24 protein-coding genes are annotated in these 22,433 nt (G+C 61.6%); 18 read left to right on the top strand and 6 right to left on the bottom strand.

Going from position 1 to position 22,433, the window contains the following annotated elements:
• The first annotated feature begins 114 nt into the window (after positions 1–114).
• The 6 genes from V2B23_RS15165 to V2B23_RS15140 all read left to right on the top strand — a co-directional run bounded on the left by V2B23_RS15165 (position 115) and on the right by V2B23_RS15140 (position 4,489).
• Positions 115–1,056 carry a Rossmann-like and DUF2520 domain-containing protein gene (locus V2B23_RS15165; RefSeq protein ID WP_430951090.1) on the top strand — a complete coding sequence of 314 codons (942 nt, stop codon included), beginning with the start codon at positions 115–117 and terminating at the stop codon, positions 1,054–1,056.
• Positions 1,049–1,981 (top strand): pantoate--beta-alanine ligase, encoded by a 933-nt coding sequence (gene panC / locus V2B23_RS15160; protein ID WP_430951089.1) that lies wholly within the window; start codon positions 1,049–1,051, stop codon positions 1,979–1,981. Before V2B23_RS15165 ends, panC begins: the two co-directional genes overlap by 8 nt.
• A 28-nt stretch (positions 1,982–2,009) precedes the next feature.
• Complete coding sequence (gene panD, locus V2B23_RS15155; protein ID WP_430951088.1) at positions 2,010–2,456, top strand: aspartate 1-decarboxylase; 447 nt, start codon at positions 2,010–2,012, stop codon at positions 2,454–2,456.
• A 2-nt stretch (positions 2,457–2,458) separates the two neighbouring features.
• Positions 2,459–3,274 (top strand): type III pantothenate kinase, encoded by an 816-nt coding sequence (locus V2B23_RS15150; RefSeq protein ID WP_430951087.1) that lies wholly within the window; start codon positions 2,459–2,461, stop codon positions 3,272–3,274.
• A 277-nt stretch (positions 3,275–3,551) separates the two neighbouring features.
• On the top strand, positions 3,552–4,064 hold the full coding sequence (locus V2B23_RS15145) for a cysteine dioxygenase (protein WP_430951163.1): 513 nt from the start codon (positions 3,552–3,554) through the stop codon (positions 4,062–4,064).
• Positions 4,065–4,066: 2 nt separating this feature from the next.
• Positions 4,067–4,489, top strand: a complete 423-nt coding sequence (locus tag V2B23_RS15140; protein WP_138871678.1) for a rhodanese-like domain-containing protein — start codon at positions 4,067–4,069, stop codon at positions 4,487–4,489.
• Here the strand turns inward: V2B23_RS15140 and V2B23_RS15135 are convergent.
• On the bottom strand, positions 4,450–5,427 hold the full coding sequence (locus tag V2B23_RS15135; RefSeq protein WP_430951086.1) for an AraC family transcriptional regulator: 978 nt from the start codon (positions 5,425–5,427) through the stop codon (positions 4,450–4,452). The genes V2B23_RS15140 and V2B23_RS15135 overlap by 40 nt on opposite strands.
• Before the next feature lie 80 nt (positions 5,428–5,507).
• On the opposite strand from V2B23_RS15135, the gene V2B23_RS15130 reads away from it, so the two are divergent.
• The 3 genes from V2B23_RS15130 to lysS are packed head-to-tail and all read left to right on the top strand — an operon-like array spanning position 5,508 to position 8,364.
• Positions 5,508–6,341: an NAD(P)H-binding protein gene (locus V2B23_RS15130; RefSeq protein WP_430951085.1), complete on the top strand. Its 834-nt coding sequence runs from the start codon at positions 5,508–5,510 to the stop codon at positions 6,339–6,341.
• Positions 6,338–6,841: a DUF1772 domain-containing protein gene (locus V2B23_RS15125; RefSeq protein WP_430951084.1), complete on the top strand. Its 504-nt coding sequence runs from the start codon at positions 6,338–6,340 to the stop codon at positions 6,839–6,841. Before V2B23_RS15130 ends, V2B23_RS15125 begins: the two co-directional genes overlap by 4 nt.
• Before the next feature lie 11 nt (positions 6,842–6,852).
• On the top strand, positions 6,853–8,364 hold the full coding sequence (gene lysS, locus V2B23_RS15120) for a lysine--tRNA ligase (protein WP_430951083.1): 1,512 nt from the start codon (positions 6,853–6,855) through the stop codon (positions 8,362–8,364).
• Positions 8,365–8,511: 147 nt separating this feature from the next.
• Here the strand turns inward: lysS and V2B23_RS15115 are convergent, their stop codons facing one another.
• Complete coding sequence (locus V2B23_RS15115; protein ID WP_430951082.1) at positions 8,512–8,739, bottom strand: hypothetical protein; 228 nt, start codon at positions 8,737–8,739, stop codon at positions 8,512–8,514.
• Between the two features lie 193 nt (positions 8,740–8,932).
• Here V2B23_RS15115 and V2B23_RS15110 point away from each other — a divergent pair, with 193 nt between their 5' ends.
• From V2B23_RS15110 to V2B23_RS15095, 4 genes are all read left to right on the top strand, one after another.
• The gene (locus tag V2B23_RS15110; protein WP_430951081.1) at positions 8,933–9,874 is read left to right on the top strand and encodes an esterase/lipase family protein; all 942 of its coding nucleotides are present in this window, start codon (positions 8,933–8,935) and stop codon (positions 9,872–9,874) included.
• Between the two features lie 20 nt (positions 9,875–9,894).
• On the top strand, positions 9,895–10,803 hold the full coding sequence (locus V2B23_RS15105; RefSeq protein WP_430951080.1) for an esterase/lipase family protein: 909 nt from the start codon (positions 9,895–9,897) through the stop codon (positions 10,801–10,803).
• A 309-nt stretch (positions 10,804–11,112) separates the two neighbouring features.
• Positions 11,113–13,656 (top strand): ATP-dependent Clp protease ATP-binding subunit, encoded by a 2,544-nt coding sequence (locus tag V2B23_RS15100; RefSeq protein ID WP_430951079.1) that lies wholly within the window; start codon positions 11,113–11,115, stop codon positions 13,654–13,656.
• Positions 13,657–13,739: 83 nt separating this feature from the next.
• Positions 13,740–14,219: a nucleoside deaminase gene (locus V2B23_RS15095; RefSeq protein ID WP_430951078.1), complete on the top strand. Its 480-nt coding sequence runs from the start codon at positions 13,740–13,742 to the stop codon at positions 14,217–14,219.
• A gap of 54 nt (positions 14,220–14,273) precedes the next feature.
• Here V2B23_RS15095 and fadD5 read toward each other — a convergent pair whose 3' ends face one another.
• Both fadD5 and V2B23_RS15085 read right to left on the bottom strand, forming a co-directional pair.
• Positions 14,274–15,863: a fatty-acid--CoA ligase FadD5 gene (gene fadD5 / locus V2B23_RS15090; RefSeq protein ID WP_430951077.1), complete on the bottom strand. Its 1,590-nt coding sequence runs from the start codon at positions 15,861–15,863 to the stop codon at positions 14,274–14,276.
• Between the two features lie 20 nt (positions 15,864–15,883).
• The gene (locus V2B23_RS15085) at positions 15,884–16,660 is read right to left on the bottom strand and encodes an enoyl-CoA hydratase (protein ID WP_430951162.1); all 777 of its coding nucleotides are present in this window, start codon (positions 16,658–16,660) and stop codon (positions 15,884–15,886) included.
• A gap of 241 nt (positions 16,661–16,901) precedes the next feature.
• On the opposite strand from V2B23_RS15085, the gene V2B23_RS15080 reads away from it, so the two are divergent.
• Together V2B23_RS15080 and V2B23_RS15075 are read left to right on the top strand one after the other, a co-directional pair.
• Positions 16,902–18,113, top strand: coding sequence for a TetR/AcrR family transcriptional regulator (locus V2B23_RS15080; RefSeq protein ID WP_430951076.1), 1,212 nt, complete (start codon positions 16,902–16,904; stop codon positions 18,111–18,113).
• Positions 18,114–18,176: 63 nt separating this feature from the next.
• Complete coding sequence (locus V2B23_RS15075; protein ID WP_430951075.1) at positions 18,177–18,611, top strand: OsmC family protein; 435 nt, start codon at positions 18,177–18,179, stop codon at positions 18,609–18,611.
• Here the strand turns inward: V2B23_RS15075 and V2B23_RS15070 are convergent.
• Positions 18,586–19,062, bottom strand: coding sequence for a hypothetical protein (locus tag V2B23_RS15070; RefSeq protein WP_430951074.1), 477 nt, complete (start codon positions 19,060–19,062; stop codon positions 18,586–18,588). The genes V2B23_RS15075 and V2B23_RS15070 overlap by 26 nt on opposite strands.
• Positions 19,059–19,574 carry a DUF4352 domain-containing protein gene (locus V2B23_RS15065; protein WP_430951073.1) on the bottom strand — a complete coding sequence of 172 codons (516 nt, stop codon included), beginning with the start codon at positions 19,572–19,574 and terminating at the stop codon, positions 19,059–19,061. Before V2B23_RS15065 ends, V2B23_RS15070 begins: the two co-directional genes overlap by 4 nt.
• 24 nt (positions 19,575–19,598) lie before the next feature.
• Here V2B23_RS15065 and V2B23_RS15060 point away from each other — a divergent pair, with 24 nt between their 5' ends.
• The 3 genes from V2B23_RS15060 to V2B23_RS15050 all read left to right on the top strand — a co-directional run bounded on the left by V2B23_RS15060 (position 19,599) and on the right by V2B23_RS15050 (position 22,368).
• Entirely contained in the window at positions 19,599–20,954 is a 1,356-nt protein-coding gene (locus tag V2B23_RS15060; protein WP_430951072.1) for a sensor histidine kinase, read from the top strand.
• 35 nt (positions 20,955–20,989) lie between these two features.
• Positions 20,990–21,643, top strand: a complete 654-nt coding sequence (locus V2B23_RS15055; RefSeq protein WP_430951071.1) for a response regulator — start codon at positions 20,990–20,992, stop codon at positions 21,641–21,643.
• Positions 21,644–21,723: 80 nt separating this feature from the next.
• On the top strand, positions 21,724–22,368 hold the full coding sequence (locus V2B23_RS15050) for a DsbA family oxidoreductase (RefSeq protein ID WP_230590351.1): 645 nt from the start codon (positions 21,724–21,726) through the stop codon (positions 22,366–22,368).
• Positions 22,369–22,433: the final 65 nt, after the last annotated feature.

The following is a 22,433-nucleotide window of genomic DNA, read 5'->3' as shown; positions in this document are numbered from 1 at the left end:
GTTGAGTCCTAGATCACTCGTTCGTCCATAGCGTCGCGTCTTGCGCGGGGGATATCCTCTTCGAAGAACGTCTGGTACCCGCAGAGCGGGACTGGAACGAACGAGAGGAATCCGGTGAGTTCCTTCGGGATCACTAACGGACCTGTGCCTGCGCGATTGACGGTTGGAATTGTCTCGGCAGGGCGGGTCGGAACTGCTGTAGGTGCCGCACTCGAGCGTGCTGGACACATTGTCGGGGCATGCTCCGCTGTCTCTGCTGCATCGGTTGCGCGTGCAAACAAACGACTGCCCGATTCCGAGATCCTGCCTGCAGCCGATGTCGCAGCTCGCTCGGAATTGTTGATCCTTGCTGTTCCGGACGATCAACTGGCGGATTTGGTCAAGGGCCTGGCCGCAACGCACGCAGTCAAGCCCGGGACACTCGTAGCTCACACGTCCGGTGCCAACGGGATTTCGATCCTGGCTCCGTTGACGGAGCTGGGCGCGCTGCCTTTGGCTATCCATCCGGCGATGACGTTCACCGGGCATGACGAGGACACCGCTCGGTTGTCGTCGGCGTGCTTCGGGATTACCGCTGCAGATGACATCGGGTACGCGATCGCTCAATCCCTGGTCCTCGAGATCGGCGGCGAACCGGTTCGGGTCCGCGAGGAGAACCGTGCGCTGTACCACGCTGCATTGGCGCACGGCAGTAATCACCTTGTCACGCTGGTGGTGGATGCCGTCGAGGCGCTGCGCGCGTCGTTGCAAGGTGACGAGCTGCTCGGTCAGCAGCTGATCGACGGCGATCCGGGTGGAGTTGCAGAACGTGTCCTGCAGCCACTTCTCTCCGCTGCCTTGGACAACGCGTTACGACGCGGCCCGTCGGCATTGACGGGTCCGGTGGCTCGCGGTGATGCCGCGGCTGTCGAGACACATTTACGAGTACTGACGGATCTCGACCCGGAGCTTGCAGCCGGATATCGAGCGATGTCCTTGCGATCGGCCCAGCGGGTGGGCGCCCCCACCACATTGTTCGACATTTTGACTGAAACGGGAGGTGACCGTCGTGAGTGATTTGCAGGGCGGATACAAGCGCGGCGAACTGACAGTGCACCACGAGCCGGACATGATTCGGCGTGTGTCGAAGGCCTTGCGCGGAGTGGGCCGCCAGGTGGCCTTGGTTCCGACGATGGGCGCTCTCCACGCGGGGCACATCGAGTTGGTTCGTCAGGCCAAGATCACCGGCGCGGTCGTGGTCGTCTCCATCTTCGTGAATCCGCTGCAGTTCAGCGCGGACGAGGACTTGGACGCGTACCCGCGCACTCTCGACGCCGACCTCGATCTGCTTCGGGCCGAGGGTGTCGAGTTGGTATTCGCGCCGAGTGCGAAGACGATGTACCCGCGCGGTCAGCGCACGACAGTCATGCCGGGTCCGTTGGGCAGCGAACTCGAAGGCGGCGCCCGCCCGACGCACTTCGCAGGCATGCTGACTGTGGTGGCCAAGCTGCTGCAGATCGTGGCTCCCAACCACGCGTATTTCGGAGAGAAGGACTATCAGCAGCTGACGCTGATCCGTCAGATGGTGTGGGATCTCAACTTCGACGTGCAGATCATCGGCGTTCCGACGGTCCGCGAGTTCGACGGACTCGCATTGTCCTCCCGCAACCGTTACCTCGACGAGAGCCAGCGGACCGTGGCCGTGGCATTGTCGGCGGCGTTGATCGCCGGCGCTCATGCTGCTGCCGGTGGTGCAGAAGCGATCCTCGGGACTGCTCGCGCCGTTCTGGCCGCAGTTCCCGAGATCGAGGTCGACTACCTCGAAGTTCGTGGTGTTGATCTCGGACCGGCCCCGGAGCGGGGCGACGGCCGACTGTTGGTGGCCGCCAAGCTTGGCACCACTCGGTTGATCGACAACGTGGGAGTCGCGGTGGGAACCGGATTCCTCGAACGTGACACCGACCCTTCCGCCGACGCTGTTGACGACCTGCTGTCTCACTGAGCACCCTCACGAGTAAAGGACCTTGGATATGTTTCGCACCATGATGAAGTCGAAGATCCACCGCGCGACGGTGACTCACGCCGATCTGCATTACGTCGGTTCGGTCACGGTCGACGAAGATCTGATGGATGCCGCCGATCTGCTCGAAGGTGAGCAGGTGTGCATCGTGGACATCGACAACGGTGCCCGCCTCGAGACCTACGTCATTGCGGGTGAGCGCGGCAGTGGAGTCATCGGAATCAACGGTGCGGCAGCGCATCTGGTCAAGCCGGGCGATCTCGTGATCCTCATCGCGTACGGCGTGATGAACGAGCAGGAAGTCAAGGAGTACGACCCGCGTGTCGTGTTCGTCGACGCCGACAACAACCAGGTAGAACTTGGTTCCGACCCGGCGCACGCACCGGAAGGTTCCGGCCTGATCACTCCTCGTATGCTGTCGACCTTGGACGCCGAGCGCGAATCCAGTCTGGTCTAACCGTGCTGCTCACGGTCGACGTGCGGAACACCAACATCGTGCTGGGATTGTTCTCCGGGGTTGGTGAGTATTCGGAGTTGTTGCAGGACTGGCGGATGCGTACCGATCCGCGGATGACGGCTGATGAATTGGCGTTGACGTTCCGCGGGCTGCTCGGGCAGCACGTCGATCAGATCACCGGTGTTGCGGCGTTGTCGACGGTACCGTCAGTGCTGCGTGAGATTCGTGTGATGCTCGAGCGGTACTGGGGACATGTCCCGCACGTTGTGGTGGAGCCAGGTGTGCGAACCGGAGTACCGCTTTTAGTGGACAATCCCAAAGAGGTGGGCGCCGACAGGATCGTGAACAGCCTTGCTGCGCACTATCTTTACGAGAGTCCCTGCATCGTGGTCGATTTCGGAACGTCGACGTGTATCGACGTCGTATCGGCCAAGGGTGAGTTTCTCGGCGGCTGTATTGCGCCGGGCCTCGAGATCTCGACCGACGCGTTGGCGTCGCAATCTGCCGCACTGCGGAAAGTGGAATTGGTCCGTCCGCGCTCGGTGGTCGGAAAGAACACCGTGGAGTGCATGCAGTCCGGAGCGGTGTTCGGCTTTGCCGGTCTTGTAGACGGATTGGTACGACGCGTTCGTGAGGAGTTGCCGGAGTTCGGTGGCTCGGACGTCGCGGTTATCGCCACGGGAGACAGTGCGCCGCTGATCATTCCGGAGTCCGCCACCATCGAGCACCTCGAACGGGATCTCACGCTCGAGGGGTTGCGATTGGTGTTCGAGCGTAATCAGGCGCGCAGGGGATCGGGTCGACGACCGATAGCGTGACCTTGCGTGTGTGACGTAGGGAATTCTCTCCACAGGTTTCGCGATCGCAGAAGTTGTGCCACAATAGTCATCGTGAATCGCTGCATGAGTGCTCAGGAGTGTTGTCGAGGCTGACCGCTGCCTTGACCAATTCACATCTCCTTGGAGCTAGCTCGTGCTACCCACATATTCTGCAGATCTCTCTGTTCTGACCCCTACTCTCGCATCTGGTCACGGTGTTTCCGCAGGTAACGGCGCTAATCGCGGTTCGTCCGGACGGCGCCAGAACCGGGCTTCGCTGCCCACCCGCTTGCGTCCTGCCGACCTTCTGCGCCTCACCGACGAGGGTGCAAACGGTGTTCTCGACGGACGTTTCGATCACCTCATTCCCGAGGCGTTCCCGACCGTCGAGCGGTGGTCCACTCGCTTGTATGCCGACGACGACGTCGACGTCTGGCTTATCAGCTGGGTTCCGGAACGTAACACCGAATTGCACGACCACGCAGGTTCTTTCGGAGCCCTCACTGTTCTCAGTGGTTCGCTCACCGAATACCGCTGGGCAGGTGAAGAATTGGTGGAGCGTCAGCTCGACGCCGGCGATCAGGCGGCATTCCAGCTCGGTTGGGTCCACGATGTCGTATGGACACCGCCGCAGCCCGAATCGCCGATCGAAATCAGCTCTGATTCACCGACTTTGAGCGTCCACGCCTACTCGCCGCCCTTGACGGCAATGTCCTACTACGAAGTCACGGACAACAACACACTTCGTCGCACACGTACCGAGCTGACCGACCAGCCCGAGGGAGCTTGAAAATGACCATCGACCAAATGCTTGACGACGCCCGCTCGCAGATCGATCGTATGTACGTCTTCTCGCTTACCGAGGCTTTCCATCGCGGAGCTATTTTCGTCGATATCCGCCCACAGGCGCAGCGCGCGATCGAGGGAACCCTTCCCGGCGCCCTGGCAATCGAACGGAACGTCCTCGAATGGCGTCTCGATCCCACCAGTAGCGCGCACCTCGCCCTGGCTACAGACCACGATGTCGAGTGGGTCATCATCTGCTCCGAGGGCTACACCTCGAGTTTGGCCGCTGCGTCGTTGCAGCAACTCGGCCTGCGTAACGCCACCGACCTGGTTGGCGGATACAAGGCGATCAAGGCTGCGGGGTTGCTCGGTGCGCTCAGTGGAGTGCGTCATTGCACCCGTGAGTTGGCGGCGGTTTCCGCCCACTGAGGCGGACGGCGGGTTTGCCGGAACGCTTTCGGGCTTACCCCGTGGTGTCGGGTGAAGGCGGTTGTGAGGGCAAAGGGGCTCGAGTACCCCACTTCTCGCGCGATTGACGACACCGTTCGTGCCGGGTCTGTGAGCAGATCCGCCGCTACGGACAGTCGCCATTCGGTCAGGTATCCAACCGGGCCGATTCCCATGAGGTTGGTGAACCGGCGCGCGAAGGCCGCTCGTGAACTTCCGGCCTCATGCGCCAAGCTCGCGACCGTCCAGGAGTATTCGGGCCGATTGTGTATGAGCCGCAAGGCATGTCCGACAATGGGATCGTCGTATGCCTTGATCCACCGCGGTGATCGATCCTCGTTCTCGGCGAACCAGGCACGGACTGCCGAGATCAGGACCAGGTCGAGGAGTCTGTCCAACAACACTTCCTGCCCTGGCCCGTCCGCGGCGATCTGTTGTTCCAGAAGTGTTGTCATCGGTGCGGTTTCGATGCTGCGTCGCACTACCGCGACGGGTGTCAGGCTGTCGAGGATCTGCCCGCTGACGTAGGAGTCCAAACGGTATGTGCCCGTGAGCATGACGGTCGCGCCGCTCGTCGAGTTGCCCCACGTGCGAACGCCGAGCACTGACATGTCCTCGAGTGGCGTGCCGTCGACTGCGGCACAATTCTGCGATTCGTCGATGAGTACGTGGACCGGGGTGTCTGGCTGATCGGCGACCGTATAGGGATCGGGGCCGCGCAGGAGTGCAATATCGCCGGCCTCGAGGTTCTCGGTTTGCCCGGTGTCCGAGACGACGACTGCGCTGCCGCGAACCAGAACCAGCACTGTGACGGGTGCGTGGTCCTCGATACGTAATGACCACGGCGGATCGAGCAACGAGCGCAGCAGAAATGCACCCTCCGCGCGCGATCCGGCCAGCATCATCGACAATGCATCCACGTTTTAACCGTAGACGCTGACGTATGTTTTTGCGACCTTCAGCTATGGATCGTATTGCTTTCGCGCGATCGAATGGGTTCATGACTACAACAAGCGAAATTCAATCGGCAGTGGTGATCGGTGGTACCGGCAAGACCGGTGCGCGCGTTGCGCAGAGGCTGACGGCGGCGGGAATCCCTACCCGCATCGCGTCGAGAACATCCGGGACGGTTTTCGACTGGAACGATCAGACGACATGGCAGCCTGCGGTCACCGGTGTCGAAGTGGCTTACGTGACATACGCGCCGGATCTCGCTGTTCCGGAATCGAGCACGCATATCGAGGAATTCGTGGATCTCGCCCACCTCGAAGGGATCAGGCGGATGGTGCTCCTGTCCGGACGGGGTGAACCGGCAGCGCAGAAAGCCGAACAGGTTCTTGCCGACAGCGGCCTGGAATGGGCTGTGGTGCAGGCTAGTTGGTTTGCACAGAACTTCAGTGAGGGGTATCTACTCGATCCGATTCGGGAAGGTCACCTGGCACTTCCGGTCGGTGAGGTGGGGGAGCCGTTCATCGACGTCGACGATCTCGCTGACGTAGCGGTGGCGGCGCTGACTCGAACCGACCTCCTCGGCCGAGTCCTCGAGGTGACGGGTCCGGAGTTGCTTACGTTCGCCGAGACAGTGGACGCGATTTCGACGGCGTCGGGCCGTCCTGTGATTTTCGAAAGAATTGGACTGCAACAGTTTTCCGACGGCATGGCAGATGTCGGCGTCCCGGGCGACGTCGTCGACTTGCTGGCCTACCTGTTTGCCGAGGTTCTCGACGGACGAAATCAAAGTATGACGGGCGTCGTCGAAGAGGTCCTGGAACGACCCGCACGAGATTTCACCACTTTTGCCGCCGAGGCCGCTCGAACGGGGGTCTGGTCGTGAAGAAATCCGAGATCTTTTTGGAGCTGCTCATCGGCGTGACTGCGCTCGGCGCGCTCGTTGCCGGTGGTGCGTTGTTCGCGTTCTCTGCCTTCGTGATGCCCGCCCTGCGTTCGGTGGACGCGCATACAGCGATCACGTCGATGCAGGCGTTCAACGTGGAAGCGCCGCGCAGTGCGTTGATGCTGCCGCTCGTCGGATCGGCGCTCAGCGGAATTGCCGCCGGAATCTGGGCATCGATCTCGAGACCGGACGGTTGGGTCCTTGCTGTTGTCGGGTGCGTCGGGGTGCTCGTGTCCTTCGCGGTGACGGCGATCTACCACGTCCCCCACAACGACGCTTTTGCCTCGGTCAGCGCTACCGATGCAGCCGCATGGTCGTCGTACGAGGCGGCTTGGACGATGTGGAATCACGTCAGGGTTGCGCTGTACCTGTTGTCGGGAATCGTGCTCGCGGTCGCTGCGGTGCTACCAGCAACGAACGCGGTGGACACGGCCCAGTAGTCTTGTACCCCGTGAGTGATGTAGAAGCCCAGCCAGTCGACGACACCCCCGAGCAGCTCCGTATCCGGCGCGAGAAGCGTGAGCGGATCCTGGCGCAGGGCCAGGAGGCGTACCCGGTCTCGGTTGATCGCACGCACACTCTGGCGCAGATCCGTGCCGAGTTCCCGGAACTCGAAGCTGACACCGCTACCAGCGTGATTGTCGGCGTTGTCGGCCGCGTCATCTTCATGCGCAACACCGGCAAGCTGTGCTTCGCGACTTTGCAGGAGGGCGACGGCACCCAGCTGCAGGCCATGATCAGCCTCGCCGGCGTCGGCGAAGAGGCACTGGCCGCCTGGAAGTCCGACGTCGACCTCGGCGACTTCGTCTTCATTCACGGTGAGGTCATCAGCTCCCGTCGTGGTGAGCTCAGCGTGATGGCCGACGCGTGGCAGATCGCGTCGAAGGCGCTGCGTCCGCTGCCGGTCGCTCACAAGGAGATGAGCGAGGAGTCCCGGGTGCGGCAGCGCTACGCGGACCTGATCGTTCGCCCCGAGGCTCGGGACAACGCCCGCAAGCGCGTCGCCGTCGTCCGTGCGCTGCGCAATGCGCTCGAGAGCCGCGGCTTCCTCGAGGTCGAGACGCCGATGCTGCAGACGCTGCACGGCGGCGCGGCAGCTCGCCCGTTCGTCACGCACTCCAACGCCCTCGACATCGACCTGTACCTGCGTATCGCGCCGGAACTGTTCCTCAAGCGTTGCGTCGTCGGCGGTATCGAGAAGGTCTTCGAGATCAACCGCAACTTCCGCAACGAGGGCGTCGACTCCACTCACTCGCCCGAGTTCGCGATGCTCGAGACGTACGAGGCCTATGGCACGTACGACGATTCCGCGAAGATGATTCGTGAGCTCGTCCAGGAAGTTGCGCAGGAAGCGTTCGGCACGCAGGTCCTCACCCTCGTCGACGGTTCCGAGTACGACGTCAGCGGTGAGTGGCAGGTCCTCGAGATGTACCCGTCGTTGTCGGCTGCCATCGGCACCGAGGTCACGCCGGATACGACGGTCGACGAGCTTCTCGCCTTGGCGGAGAAGGTCGGCCTCGAGGTTCCCAAGGACAAGGGTTACGGCCACGGCAAGCTCGTCGAGGAGCTGTGGGAGCACCAGTGCGGCGATCAGCTGTACGTGCCGACGTTCGTGCGGGACTTCCCGGTCGAGACGTCGCCGCTGACGCGTGATCACCGCAGCAAGAAGGGTGTCACCGAGAAGTGGGACCTGTACATCCGCGGATTCGAGTTGGCGACCGGTTACTCCGAGCTGGTCGACCCGGTCATCCAGCGTGAGCGTTTTGTCGATCAGGCGCGCCTCGCGTCGGCAGGCGACGACGAAGCGATGGTGCTGGACGAGGAATTCCTTGCCGCCATGGAGCAGGGCATGCCACCTACAACGGGAACGGGTATGGGTATCGACCGACTACTGATGGCCTTGACCGGCCTCGGTATTCGCGAGACGATCCTCTTCCCGATCGTTCGTCCGTCTGCTCGCTAGATTTTCCTGAAAAGGGTTCGGCCGCACACTGTTGCGGTCGAACCCTTTTCCGTTCTCCCGACGGATTCGGGCCCGCTGGTTCAACGAACTGAAATGTCCGTGGTCTCGGACTTTCGGATCGTCGAGATGATCTGGTTGATCGTTGGTTTAGGTGATGGTGGCGTGCGTGCCGTGTTTGTCGGCAAAAATGAGATCGGCTTTGTGGACCCATTCTTGTGCGACGGTGTCGATGTCGACGCCGTTGCGACCGGTTGCGTCGGTCATCGCGAGGGAGCTGCCGTCTGATTCGCTGCAGTAGTTGTACTTGTATCGAATGGGCACGCCAAAGTGCGTCAGCGCTTTGTAGAGGAGCTTCGTCGAGCTTTGTTCCGCCATCGTTTCCCTGATCCGCGTCACCCCCTGATGCGTTGTGGCAGGGCATTACCTGTCGGAAACGTCGACGGGTGATTTTGCCGAGTGGGCGGGTTGAATCAGCACATTGTGGCCACGTTTTCCGAAAAGCGATTGATAACGCGTTCTAGTTTGTTAGCGTCTGCACGGTTTGTATCTGCCGTCAGAGGAGTCGATCGTGCGCAGAACTGGGATTTTCGGGGGAGTTGTACTTGCGGCGGCGATCCTCGTCGGGATGGGGTCGACGGCGTCGGCGCAGGCGCCGCTGCCCGTTCCCAGTGCATTTCTTGCCGGCGTCCCTCAGGAGTTGAGCAATCCTGGCGGTTCGGCTCCCGGATCCAACGACTTCTCTTGCAGGCCAACGGAACAGCATCCGAATCCCGTTGTGCTCGTGCATGGTACGGCCGGAAGCAGGGCGACCAACTGGGCTACCTATTCGCCATTGCTCGCCAATGAGGGTTACTGCGTTTTCGCGCTCACCTACGGCAATTTTCCGGAACAACCGTGGCCGCTGTCGGCGATTGGTGGGATGCAGGAAATGCCTTCCAGCGCAGCGCAATTGTCGAGTTTTGTCGATCAGGTACTTGATGCTACGGGAGCGTCGTCGGTAGATCTGATCGGGCATTCGCAGGGCACGATCATCAGCGGGTATTACGCGAAGTTCCTCGGTGGGGCCGACAAGGTGGACAACATCGTCTCGGTGGCGCCGCTGTGGAAGGGAACACTCGGAAACGAGCAGGTCAGCATCGGGCGCACCATGCGTGATCTCGGGGTGTCCGAGGCGGCGCAGGCCGGATTCCCGATCTGCAAGGCTTGCCTGAACATGGGCGCGGGATCGGAGTTCATCGAGAATCTTCGCGCCGGTGGCGTTTACGCGCCGGGCGTTCACTACACGAACATTACGACGCGCTACGACGAACTGGTGCTGCCGTACACAAATGGTCTCGAGCCTGGGCCGAACGCCACCAACATCGTTGTCCAGGATGGTTGCGAGCAAGACATCTCCGATCACCTTGCCATCGCAGCATCGCTGCGCGCTGCGACATTTGCTCTCAATACGCTCGATCCGTCGCACCCGCGACCGGTACCGTGTGATCCGGTGTGGCCCATCGTGGGTTGAGCAGAGCATGGAGGCTTGCGATGGGCATACGGGCAGTAGCCTGCGCGGCGGTTGCGGCAGCAGTACTGGGGGCTGCTGCCGCGCCGGAACCTGCGTTGGCGAATACACCGTCGGCGACTACACCGCCTGCGACTACAGCACTGCCCGTCCCGTTCGGGTTCGCCAGTGGGATTGTGCTGGAAGCGCTCGACCCCGGGGGATCAGTGCCGGGAACCAACAACTACTCGTGCACGCCTTCGGTGGCGCATCCTGATCCAGTAGTCCTCGTCCACGGAACCGCGGCAAACCGTCAGACCAACTGGGCGGTACTTGCTCCGGTTCTCGTGAACGAAGGTTATTGCGTTTTTGCACTCACGTTCGGGAACCGACCCGACCTGCCATGGCCGTTGTCGGCTGCAGGTGGCCTCGCGCCGCTGCCGGAGAGTGCACAGCAGTTGTCGGACTTCGTCGACGGAGTGCTGGAGGCGACCGGTGCGTCGAAAGTCGATCTCATCGGACATTCGCAAGGGACGACAGTGAGTGGGTACTACGCCAAGTTCCTCGGCGGTGCCGACAAAGTCTCGAAGATCGTGTCGATCGCCCCGCTGTGGAACGGCTCCGAAGCCGGTCCACCGGAGGGCGTCGGCGGTCCGGATTTCGACAACGCGAGCTTTGTGTCCGAGCTGCGTGACGCCGGCGTGTATGCGGACTCCGTCGAGTACTCCAACATCGTGACTCGCTACGACCAAGTAGTGGTTCCGTACACCAGCGGAATACTCGCGGCGTCGAATGCGTCCAACGTCGTGGTGCAGGACGGTTGCCAGCAAGACCGGTCGGACCACATTGCCGTGGTGGCGTCGCGGAGAACGGCGGCGTTGACGCTTGCGGCACTCGATCCGTCGACGGCCCGCGAAATCCCGTGTGATCGAGTGCTCCCGATTATCGGCTGATCTCGGCGCTGAACTCGATATACGTACCTGTTCGCTTCAGGCGTACAGGAAGCGGGAAACGATTGCCGGAGCTGCGACGTTGTGAGATGTAGGTAAGCCGGTATCCCCTGCCAATCGGGTGGAGGAGCAGCAGGTGGACTTCGCGCCCTCTAGAGTAATAAGTGGGGTCGTGCAACCTCAGTCGATTCGTAGACGTAAATGTCTGCTGACCGGCGAGGCGATCAGTCTGTAGTGCCGGAGCGAAACGCGGCGACCAGGGACGAGACATCCGGTCTCGAACCTGCCCGCCGGAGAGTGTGAGGGAGAGCGATGTTCGAGAGGTTCACCGATCGCGCGCGGCGCGTTGTTGTCCTGGCTCAAGAAGAAGCCAGGATGCTCAACCACAACTACATCGGTACGGAGCACATCCTCCTCGGCCTCATTCACGAGGGCGAAGGTGTTGCCGCCAAGTCGTTGGAGTCGTTGGGTATCTCCCTCGAGGGAGTCCGCAGCCAGGTCGAGGAGATCATCGGCCAGGGCCAGCAGGCTCCGTCCGGTCACATCCCCTTCACACCGCGCGCCAAGAAAGTCCTCGAGCTGAGTCTGCGCGAAGCGCTGCAGCTCGGACACAACTACATCGGTACGGAGCACATCCTGCTCGGTCTCATCCGCGAGGGTGAGGGCGTCGCAGCCCAGGTTCTGGTCAAGCTCGGTGCCGATCTCAACCGCGTCCGCCAGCAGGTCATCCAGCTGCTGTCGGGCTACCAGGGCAAAGAGCCCACCGAAACCGGTGGCACTCGCGGAGAGGCCGGCACGCCGTCCACATCGCTGGTGCTCGACCAGTTCGGTCGCAACCTGACGCAAGCTGCCCTCGAAGGCAAGCTGGACCCGGTCATCGGCCGCTCGAAGGAAATCGAGCGTGTCATGCAGGTTCTCTCGCGTCGTACCAAGAACAACCCGGTCCTCATCGGTGAACCCGGTGTCGGTAAGACCGCTGTTGTCGAGGGCCTGGCTCAGGCAATCGTCAACGGTGAGGTCCCCGAGACACTCAAGGACAAGCAGCTGTACACGCTCGACCTCGGGTCGCTCGTGGCCGGCAGCCGTTACCGCGGTGACTTCGAAGAGCGCCTGAAGAAGGTTCTCAAGGAGATCAACACCCGCGGCGACATCATCCTGTTCATCGACGAGCTGCACACCCTCGTGGGTGCGGGCGCGGCCGAGGGCGCAATCGACGCGGCCTCCATCCTCAAGCCCAAGCTTGCCCGAGGTGAGCTGCAGACCATCGGTGCCACCACTCTCGACGAGTACCGCAAGTACATCGAGAAGGATGCCGCTCTCGAGCGTCGTTTCCAGCCCGTTCAGGTGGGCGAGCCCACCGTCGAGCACACCATCGAGATCCTCAAGGGTCTTCGTGATCGCTACGAGGCTCACCACCGTGTGTCCATCACGGACGGTGCACTCGTGGCAGCTGCGACGCTGGCCGACCGCTACATCAACGACCGCTTCTTGCCGGACAAGGCGATCGACCTCATCGACGAGGCGGGCGCGCGAATGCGCATCCGTCGGATGACTGCACCGCCGGACCTGCGCGAATTCGACGATCGCATCGCCGACGCGCGTCGCGAGAAGGAGTCCGCGATCGACGCGCAGGACTTCGAGAAGGCCGCGAACCTGCGCGACAAGGAAAAGACCCTCGTTGCTCAGCGCGCTGAGCGTGAGAAGCAGTGGCGTGCGGGCGACCTGGACGTCATCGCCGAGGTCGACGACGAGCAGATCGCCGAGGTTCTGGGCAACTGGACCGGCATCCCCGTCTTCAAGCTCACCGAGGAGGAGACCACTCGTCTGCTCCGCATGGAAGAAGAACTGCACAAGCGGATCATCGGCCAGGAAGAGGCAGTCAAGTCCGTCTCGAAGGCGATCCGTCGTACGCGTGCAGGTCTGAAGGATCCCAAGCGTCCCTCGGGCTCGTTCATCTTCGCCGGCCCGTCCGGTGTCGGTAAGACGGAGCTCGCGAAGTCGCTCGCCAACTTCCTGTTCGGCGACGACGACGCTCTGATCCAGATCGACATGGGCGAGTTCCACGACCGCTTCACCGCTTCGCGTCTGTTCGGTGCCCCTCCCGGGTACGTCGGATACGAAGAGGGCGGCCAGCTCACCGAGAAGGTGCGTCGCAAGCCGTTCAGCGTGGTGCTGTTCGACGAGATCGAGAAGGCACACCAGGAGATCTACAACACCCTCCTGCAGGTGCTCGAGGACGGCCGTCTCACCGACGGTCAGGGTCGTACCGTCGACTTCAAGAACACGGTGCTGATCTTCACGTCCAACCTCGGTACGTCGGATATCTCCAAGGCTGTCGGCCTGGGCTTCAGCTCGGGAACGGGCACCGGCTCGAACTACGAGCGGATGAAGCTCAAGGTGCACGATGAGCTGAAGAAGCACTTCCGCCCCGAGTTCTTGAACCGTATCGACGACATCGTCGTGTTCCATCAGCTCACGAACGAGCAGATCGTTCAGATGGTGGACCTGATGCTTGCTCGCGTCGAGAAGGCACTCAAGAACAAGGACATGGCCATGGAGGTCACCGACAAGGCCAAGTCGCTTCTGGCCAAGCGCGGATTCGATCCGGTACTGGGTGCGCGGCCGCTGCGCCGCACCATCCAGCGCGAGATCGAGGACCAGATGTCGGAGAAGATCCTCTTCGGAGAGATCGGACCGGGACACATCGTGCTCGTCGACGTCGAAGGCTGGGACGGCGAAGGCTCGGGCGAGGACGCGAAGTTCACGTTCACGCCTACGAAGAAGCCGATCGACGTGCCGGACGCACCGCCGATCGAGCTGACCAAAGCAGGCGAAAGCGAAAGCGCCGCAGAGTAAGTAGTACAGAGCAGTAAACGAAAACGGGCGGCACCCTTACCGGTGCCGCCCGTTTCGTGTATCAAAGGGGAGAGGGCATATTCATGAACGAGATCGAGATGGGCCACCTGCGTCGTTGTGTCGAATTGGCGCGGGAGGCATTGGATGGCGGTGACGAACCGTTTGGATCGGTACTCGCTGCCGCTGACGGGACATTTCTCGCGGAGGATCGAAACCGAATTGCGGGAGGCGACAGCACTCGACATCCGGAATTCGAGTTGGCGCGGTGGGCTGCACAATATCTGACTCCGGAAGAGCGCTCTACGGCAACGGTATTCACTTCCGGCGAGCATTGTCCGATGTGTTCGGCTGCTCATGCGTGGGTGGGATTGGGCCGGATCGTGTACGTGTGTTCGTCCGCGCAGTTGAGTGAATGGCTTGCGGAATGGGACGTGGCATCGGGGCCGGTACGATCGCTCCCGATCAACGAGGTTGCGCCGAATATTGCCGTGGAAGGGCCGGTTCCGGAGTTGGTCGACGAGGTCCGCGAACTGCATCGCATGCTGCACTCGCGCGGCGCTTGACGACATGCAAACGGGCGGCACCTCTCAATTGAGATGCCGCCCGATCTATGACGTTCAGGACACTACGTCTACTGCCCGAGCTTTTTCACGCAGTTCTCCCTTGACTACCTTGCCACTTGCATTGCGCGGCAAGGCTTCCACGACGATGATGTCCTTGGGATGCTTGTACCGCGCGAGGCGGTCATTGAGGAAGGTGCTCAGCTCCTCGATGGTCAAGTCGACGGTGGATCCCGGCGTCATCGCGATGATCGCTACCGGAACCTCGCCCCACTTGGCGTCGGGACGCCCGACGACTGCGGCTTCGACTATCAATTCGTGTTCGTACAGAACATTCTCGACCTCGGCGCAGTAGATGTTCTCGCCGCCGGAGATGATCATGTCCTTCTTGCGGTCGACTACGTACACAAATCCTTCGTCGTCGACGCGGACAAGATCGCCGGAGTGAAACCACCCGCCGTAGAAGGCATCTGCGGTGGCCTGGGGGTTGTTCCAGTACTCGCTCATCATCGTGGGCCCGCGGTAGACGATTTCCCCGATCTCTCCGGGCGCGACGTCATCCATGTTCTCGTCCACGACGCGGGCGGAGATGGTCGGGATGACTCGGCCGACGGATCCGAGCTTGCGGATGGCGTCATCGCCGTCGAGTACGCACGTGATGGGGGACATTTCGGTTTGGCCGAAGACCGCGACGTTGAACGCATCGGGGAAGGTTTCGGCCATTGCCCTCAAGATTGTGTCCGATGACGGCGCCGCGCCCCACGATATGTTCTTGAGGGAAAGGGAGCGAGGTTGGGCCTTCTGAACAGCGCAGACTGCCTGCCACTGGACCGGGACGAGGAAAAGGCTCGTGACCTTCTCGGCTTCGAGGATGTCGAGAAGCTGACCTGGGTCGAATGCGCCAACCGGGTGAATCACCGTGGTAGTGCCCAGTTGCAGGCTTGGGGCGATGGAACCGAGGGCAGCGATGTGGAACATCGGCGACGCGCAGAAGCCGATGGAATCCTCATTGAACAGGTGGAAAGCGCGAATACAGGTCAGCGCTTGGGACGAGAGATTGGAATGCGAGAGCACGGAACCCTTGGGGCGTCCTGTGGTTCCCGAGGTGTACATGATGAGAGCCGGTGTGTCGTCCGGGATGTCGATCAACGCATGAGGTTCACCCGGTTCGCTGATCAAGTCCTCGTAGTTCAAGCTATCGCCCTCAGCGGGTGCGCCCACCGTGATGGAGATGTCGATGCCCTCGGACGCAGCGCGGGCTGCGCCGGCCAACGGAGCCAGCGGGCCTTCCGCGACAATGACTTTGGAGCCTGAGTCGTTGACCAGGTAGGCGACCTCGGGTGGAGTCAGTCGGAAGTTCACCGGGACGGCGATCGCGCCCAACGCATTGGTCGCGAGAACTACCTCGAGGTACTCGGGGCGATTGAGCATCAGGATCAGAACGCGGTCACCAAAACCGACGCCGCGCCGCGAGAGTGCGGCTGCCAGCTTGTCGACGCGCTCGTTCAGTGTGCTCCAGGTGATGGAGTCGCCCTGGAATCGCAGTGCGATGCGGTCCGGGGTCATCTGTGCGTGGCGGGCAACCTGATTGTTCCAGTTGGTGCGTCGCAGGCGCTGTACCTCGGACGCTGTATCGGTGGAGGGCATCTACTGTTTCCTCTCGTGAATCACTTGAAGTGGGGTGCGCGTTTCTGAAGCATTGCGCTCGCGCCTTCGGCGAAGTCGGCTCCGACAAGAAGTTCTGCTTGACCGGTCTTTTCGAGTTCCAGAGCGGAGTCGATGCGATCCAGTGTCGCGGCGTTGAGTGCGGCTTTGGTGAGTTGGAGAGCGCGGCGGGGCGCTGCGCTGGTGCGCTTCGCGACGGACTCGATGTGTGCCGTGAACTGATCGTCGGGAAGAGTTTTGGCGACGAGCCCGAAATGCGCTGCGTCCGTGGCAGACAGACGCTCACCCAGCAGAAGCATCTCAGCAGCTCGCGCCCGGCCGATCGCTGCCGGAATCAATGCACTGGCGCCGCCATCGGACATCAGTCCGATGTTGACGAAAGACATGAGGAAATAGGCACTTTCGGCAGCATAGGTGAGGTCGGCGGCGAGGGCGATGGAGACGCCGACACCTGCGGCAGGCCCGTTGACTGCGGCAATCACCGGCACGGAGGTGCTGGTGATGGCGCGAATCAGGGTGTTTGCGGTGTCCATGACGATCTGGGGATCTGTCGGATGGGTCGTGATAGCTGCGAGGTCTGCTCCCGTACAGAAGGCGCGGCCTGCTCCGGTGATGACGATGGTGCGCACATCAGGGTTGTCGTCGGCGTCGGTAACCGCGTCGATGAGACTTTTCATGGTCTCGAAGTCGGCTGCGTTCATGCGTTCGGGACGGTTGAAGGTCAAACGCAGGATGCCGTTGTCGAGTTCCGTCAGGAGACCGGCCGCGGACGACGTCATGATGCGCTCGAGAAAACGGTACAACACATGCGAATCATCAGCACCCAGCTTCCTTCTCACGGTTGATCAAGAAAAATGTGTTCCCTTGGCACAGGCCATAACTCGTGCCGCGGGAGGGTCTATCCGGCGGTGAATTTCTCTGCGAAATTGTGCGAATATCGGTTAACATAACACCTCGAGTGGCAGTGTCAAGGGTGTTCGGAGAATCCGATACGGTATCTGTGAAACGAAGGGAGGGTTCATGCCCGGACGGACACGCGTCGTCGCACGTGGCGATGAACCCGCTGCGCGTACGCGGCCGAAGAATCGCAAAGCGCAGATTGCGGCGGTCGCAGCCGAGGCGTTCAGCGAGCGCGGGTACCACGCGGTGGGTATCGACGACATAGCGTCCGCCGTCGGGGTGTCCGGACCTGCGCTGTACCGCCATTTCCCCACCAAATACGCATTGTTCGTTCACGCGGTCGAAAACCTGTCTCGGGCACTGCTCGATGCGGTCGATTCCGCGAACTCCGAGAGTGACGACCCGCGGCATCAGTTGCAATCCGTCATGGTCGCTGTCATCGGTGTCACCCTCGAGAATCGGCGTCGGGGGCGGCTTTACCGTTGGGAGGGCCGCTACCTCGAGGATGAGGATCGCGAGAACCTGCGCCTGGAGGTGGTGGCGTTGCGTCGGGGGATATCCGAACCGTTGTCGGCCGTCCGTCCGGAACTCGAGCGCGCCGATCTCGACCTCGTCACCGCGGCGATCCTGAGTGTGATCGGTAGTGTCACGGCGCATCGTTCGTCGTTGCCGCCCAAGCAGATCGAATCGTTGCTGCTCTCGGTCTGCTGGTCGGTGATCGATATGGAACTCCCGCAGAGAACTTCGTCGGTAGTGCCGCCGTCAGGTGCCAAGTCGATTCAAGGACTGGTCCGTACGTCGAAACGCGAAGTGCTGCTTCAGGAAGCGGTGCTGCTCTTCCATGAACGTGGATATCACGAGGTCAGTATCGAGGAAATTGGGGCCGCCGCCGGAATCACCGCGTCGAGTGTATACCGGCATTTTCCGAGCAAGGCAGACTTACTGGCCGCGGCCTTTCATCGGGCGTCCGAACAATTGACCATGACGTTGGGCTCGGCCTTGGCGGAATCCGAAACTTCGCGCCAGGCTGTGCACACACTTGCAGAGCTGTATGTTGCCGTTTTCTTCGCTCAGAGTGAGTTGCTTGCCGTCTACTTCGCGGAAGTCGGAAACCTCCCCGCCGATGCCGGTAGGGAGCTACGAAAGATCCAGCGGCGCAATATCGAGGAGTGGGCGCACCTGTGCGTCGACGCCCGGCCCGAACTCACTGTCGCGGCGGCTCGATTTCTTGTTCACGCGGCACTGGGATTGGTTCTCGACGTCGGCCGGGTCGTCCGATTCTCGGAAGCCGAACGCGTCGCGGCACTTATGTCGGTGACACTTCTCGGATAGTCGCGGGTAGGTTCGTGTGGCAAGGCGTTTCACGCAATCCGTCGACGGAAGTAGGGACACCCAATGCCAACTCGCACCGCACGCACCGCCTGGAACGGCACCCTGGAAGCCGGATCGGGGCAGGTAGAACTCTCCAGTTCCGGAGTCGCGACATTCGACGTGTCATTCCCCAAACGCGCAGCTGACGAAGCGGGCGGGACCACCAGCCCTGAGGAACTGATCGCGGCAGCGCATTCTTCGTGCTATGCGATGCAGTTGTCCGCGCTCATCGCTGAGGCCGGCGGAACTCCGCAGAGCCTCGATATCACCGCAGATGTGTCCTTGGGCCCGGACACGGTCGGTTTCAAACTGACCGGGATCACGCTGACCGTTCGCGCCGAGGTCGATGGTCTCGATGCAGCGGAATTTGCGAAGGTCGCACAGGCAGCAAAGGAAACGTGCCCGGTCAGTAAGGCTTTGACGGGCGTCGACATCACATTGGATGCGGCGCTGGACTGATTTTCTCGTGCTCGGGCGCCCCCTCCAGCGCTCGAGCACGGTTGATCACGAGATAGCTTCCGATCAGAATCGGGAGCACCCACAAATCCGAGGGATCGCGGACGACGAGGATCGGCGTGAGGTCTCCCTGCAGCCCCTTGGCCGCCCAACGGAGAAATCCGATCACCCACTCGTACGCGTCGCCAACCGGCGCAACCATTTTCACGGCGGCAAAGCCGATTCCCGAGACTGCGATGGACCAGGCGATCGCTGCTCGCCCCACCAGGCCGCGTCTGAGCACCTCGAGAACCGAGAGAAGCAGTAGTGGAAACAGGAACACGCCGGCGATGTCGGACAGCTTGCCCGTCATCGTGTTCCCGAATATGTCCTTGAGCACGTGGTCGTTGATCAGAATGATCGCCACCGAAACCAGCGCCCACGGACTCAGCAGCAGATCGCCCGGACGGTTCACGACAGGTTGATGGTTGCCGAGCCGGACGAGAACAAATCGCACTTGAACTGAAGACGCAGACCGGTAGCGGCTTCGGGGACCTCGTACGACAATTCGCCTCGCTTGGCCGCACCCGGCGCGAGCTCTCCGTCGACGCTCGACGTGCTGCTGTCGGTGAACGTGATGTTGTACGACTTGTTTGCCGAGTCCTGCAATTCGAAGCACATCATCGACGACACCGCGGCGGGCTTGTCGCTGTTGTTGGTGACCTCGGTGTCAACCACGACGTAGCGGTTTCCGGGATCAGCGGTGATGAACTGGTTGGTCGAGACGTACGGATCGACAGCGCCGTGTACCTGGACGCGCCAGTCGCCGAGTTCGACGACGTCACCGATACCGAAAGCGGCAGCGGGTGCGGCGGAAGAACCGTTGTCGTCGACCTTCTTCGCTTCGTCGGTTTCGCCTGACGCGATGGTTGCGAACAGGGCTGCGCCGACGGCGAGGACGGCGAGGGGAGTGCGGAGTGATCGCATGATGTGTGCCTTTCGAGAGCGGGTATGGCACTAGTCAACGATGTCCGGGATGCCTTTCGCGTCAGCCGAAAGATCGGGTGGTCTCCTCCTTTCGGTCGGTGTTTGCACGCGTGGTGGTCCAATCGGCTGATTCGTATAGTCGGTGGTGGTCTATACGCTTGCTCGGTGATCACCACCAGAGGAACTGCTGTGCGACGACGCGTATGGACAATCGCTGCCGTCGCGTTCAGCATTTTCTGCTCGATCATGACGGTGACTATCGCCGGCTCGTCGGGAAATGTGCCACCGGTGCTGGTCGGAATCGGGTTTGTTCTAGGCGTAGCTGGTGGGATATCGCTGGTGTGGCGGCGTCAACGTCCCTGGGCGGTTCTGGCGATCACCCTGGTCGGTCCGCTGTTCTTTCCGACAGATGCGACGGCGGCGCTCATCGCGTTGTTTGCAGTTGCTCGAATCGCCCGCGGAAATCAGTTGGCGGTCGCGGGCGCTGCGGTGTACGTGGCATGCGGAATCTCGTTGACCTACGACGCCTTTCGGGATCGCGAGTTTTCGGTGCTGACGATCGGAACGGCTGCGCCGAAGGACGGCACAGAGGTCGCGCAGTATGACCTGGCGCTGTGGATTCCATGGGTGGTCGCGGCCGTGATGGTCGCCGTCGTGGTGGCGCTCTCGCTTCTCGCTCGTACCAAAACCGAACTCGTCGAGGCCGAGCACGTGCGGGATCTGGCGACGGAACAGACCGACGCCATGCGCGACGAGATGATTCGCACCGAAGAACGCACCCGGATCGCCCGCGACATGCACGACACAATCGCGGCCAGTTTGAGTCGAATCTCGCTATTTGCCGGCGGGTTGCAAGTCAGTGCTGCAGACAATCCGGAGAAGGTCGTCAATACCGCTGCCATGATCCGAACCACGGCGCACGAGGCTTTGGACGAATTGAAGGGCATCGTCGGAGTGCTCAGGGGAAGTGGTGATCGTCGCGAGCACGGTGGGCACCAGGGAATCGATGCGATCGGCGATCTGGTCAACGGTGCTCGTGCGGCCGGCATTCACTGCCGTCTGGAATCGGAACTCCTCCCGGGTGACGTGGGAATGTTGTCTGGTCACGTGTGCTATCGCGTGGTGCAGGAAGCACTCACCAATGTTCAGAAATACGCGAGCGATCAAATGCTCGTCATTTCCGTCACCGGATCACCGCACGACGGAATTCGCATTCTGGCCCGCAACAAGCTCAGCGATCTGCCTCCGATGACGTCGATAGGTTCGCGTTCGGGGCTCCGCGGATTGGCCGAGCAGGCACGCGAGATCGGCGGCAAGGTCGAGGCCGGCGCGCTGGGGGATGACTTCCTCGTCAGTTGCTGGGTGCCCTGGTTCGCATAATTCTGTCGGTGGCGCTCGGTAGTCTTGCGCCCACCATGAAAACAGACTCGCGGGTTACGACGCTGATCGTGGACAACGACGCCTGGGTGAGGCGCGGGATGAAGGACATCCTCGAAGCCACACCGGACATCGTGGTGGTTGCAGAGGCTGAGGACGGCGACCAAGTGCCCGCAAAGGTCACTCGATTTCGCCCCCACGTAGTGCTGATGGACCTCAAAATGGCCCGTGTCGGGGGCTTGGAAGCAACTCGCCAGTTGATGTTGATGCCCAACCCGCCCAAAGTCATCGCGATGACGGCGTTCGACGTCGACGGCCTGGTGATCGAGACGGTCGAGGCCGGCGCCCACAGCTTCATGCGGAAAGATGCTGCACCCGAAGCCTTTCAGCAGGCCGTACGCGTCGTTGCATCCGACCATGCGCTGTTCAGCCGGGATTCTCTGCGGGCCATCGCCGAGTCGACGCCCCGTGAGCCCGTTCGGGACCAGACTGCGTTGGCGGTGCTCACCGACCGTGAACGCGAAGTTTTGGCGCAGTTGGCGACAGGACTGGGAAACGGCGAAATCGCGGAGCGTATGTACCTCGGTGAAACAACGATCAAATCGCACGTCTCCTCGTTGTTCTCGAAACTCGGAGTGAACAATCGGGTGCGTGCGTCGTTGGTTGCGTACCGGTGCGGCCTCGTCGTGTGATGCGGCCTCTTTCTCAGTAAGGTGCTGTGAGGACTAATCCCGCAGGTGTTGTTGTTGCACCTTCGGTGACTGATCAAATCGTGATTGACCAAGACGTGACCATCGAAGTGTGGTCGGACGTCGCTTGTCCGTGGTGCTACATCGGAAAGACCAGGTTCCTCTCGGCCCTGGATCGTTTCGAGAACAAGGACCGCGTCAACGTCATCTGGCGTTCGTACCAGCTTGCACCGGAGACTCCGGTGGGAGAGGGCCGTACCGAACTCGACGCCTTGGTCGAGATGAAGGGAATGGCGCCTGATCAGGTCCGCCAGATGTTCTCGCATGTGAGCGCGACGGCCGCCGAGGTCGGATTGACCCTGGACTTCGACACCGTGATCGCCGCCAACACTTTTGATGCGCACAGACTGTTGCATCTCGCCGGTGAGCGACAGAACGAACTCCTCGAAGCGCTGTTCAAGGCTCACTTCAGCGACGGAAAGGTGATCGACGATCGTGAGGTGCTGGTAGATCTGGCTGTGAGCGTCGGCCTCGATGCCGACACCGTGCGTGAGCAGCTCAACTCCGATGCCGCTGCCGAGTCAGTGCGCGAGGATCTGTCCATGGCCCGCCAGCTCCAGGTCAGCGGTGTTCCCTTCTTCGTGGCCAACCGTGCGGTCGCTGTGTCCGGCGCTCAGCCCGAAGAGGTGTTCCTGCAGCTGCTCACGCAGGCTTCCGAGCCGGCGTGACGCCTAGCCTCCCTTAACGCCTAGCCTCCCTGACAGTGCTGTCTCCACGCACTGTCAGGGATGGA

This window comes from Rhodococcus sp. 24CO, from assembly GCF_050586165.1.
In the GTDB taxonomy this organism is placed as follows: domain Bacteria; phylum Actinomycetota; class Actinomycetes; order Mycobacteriales; family Mycobacteriaceae; genus Rhodococcus_F.
This window is presented reverse-complemented; position numbering and strand designations above follow the sequence as displayed.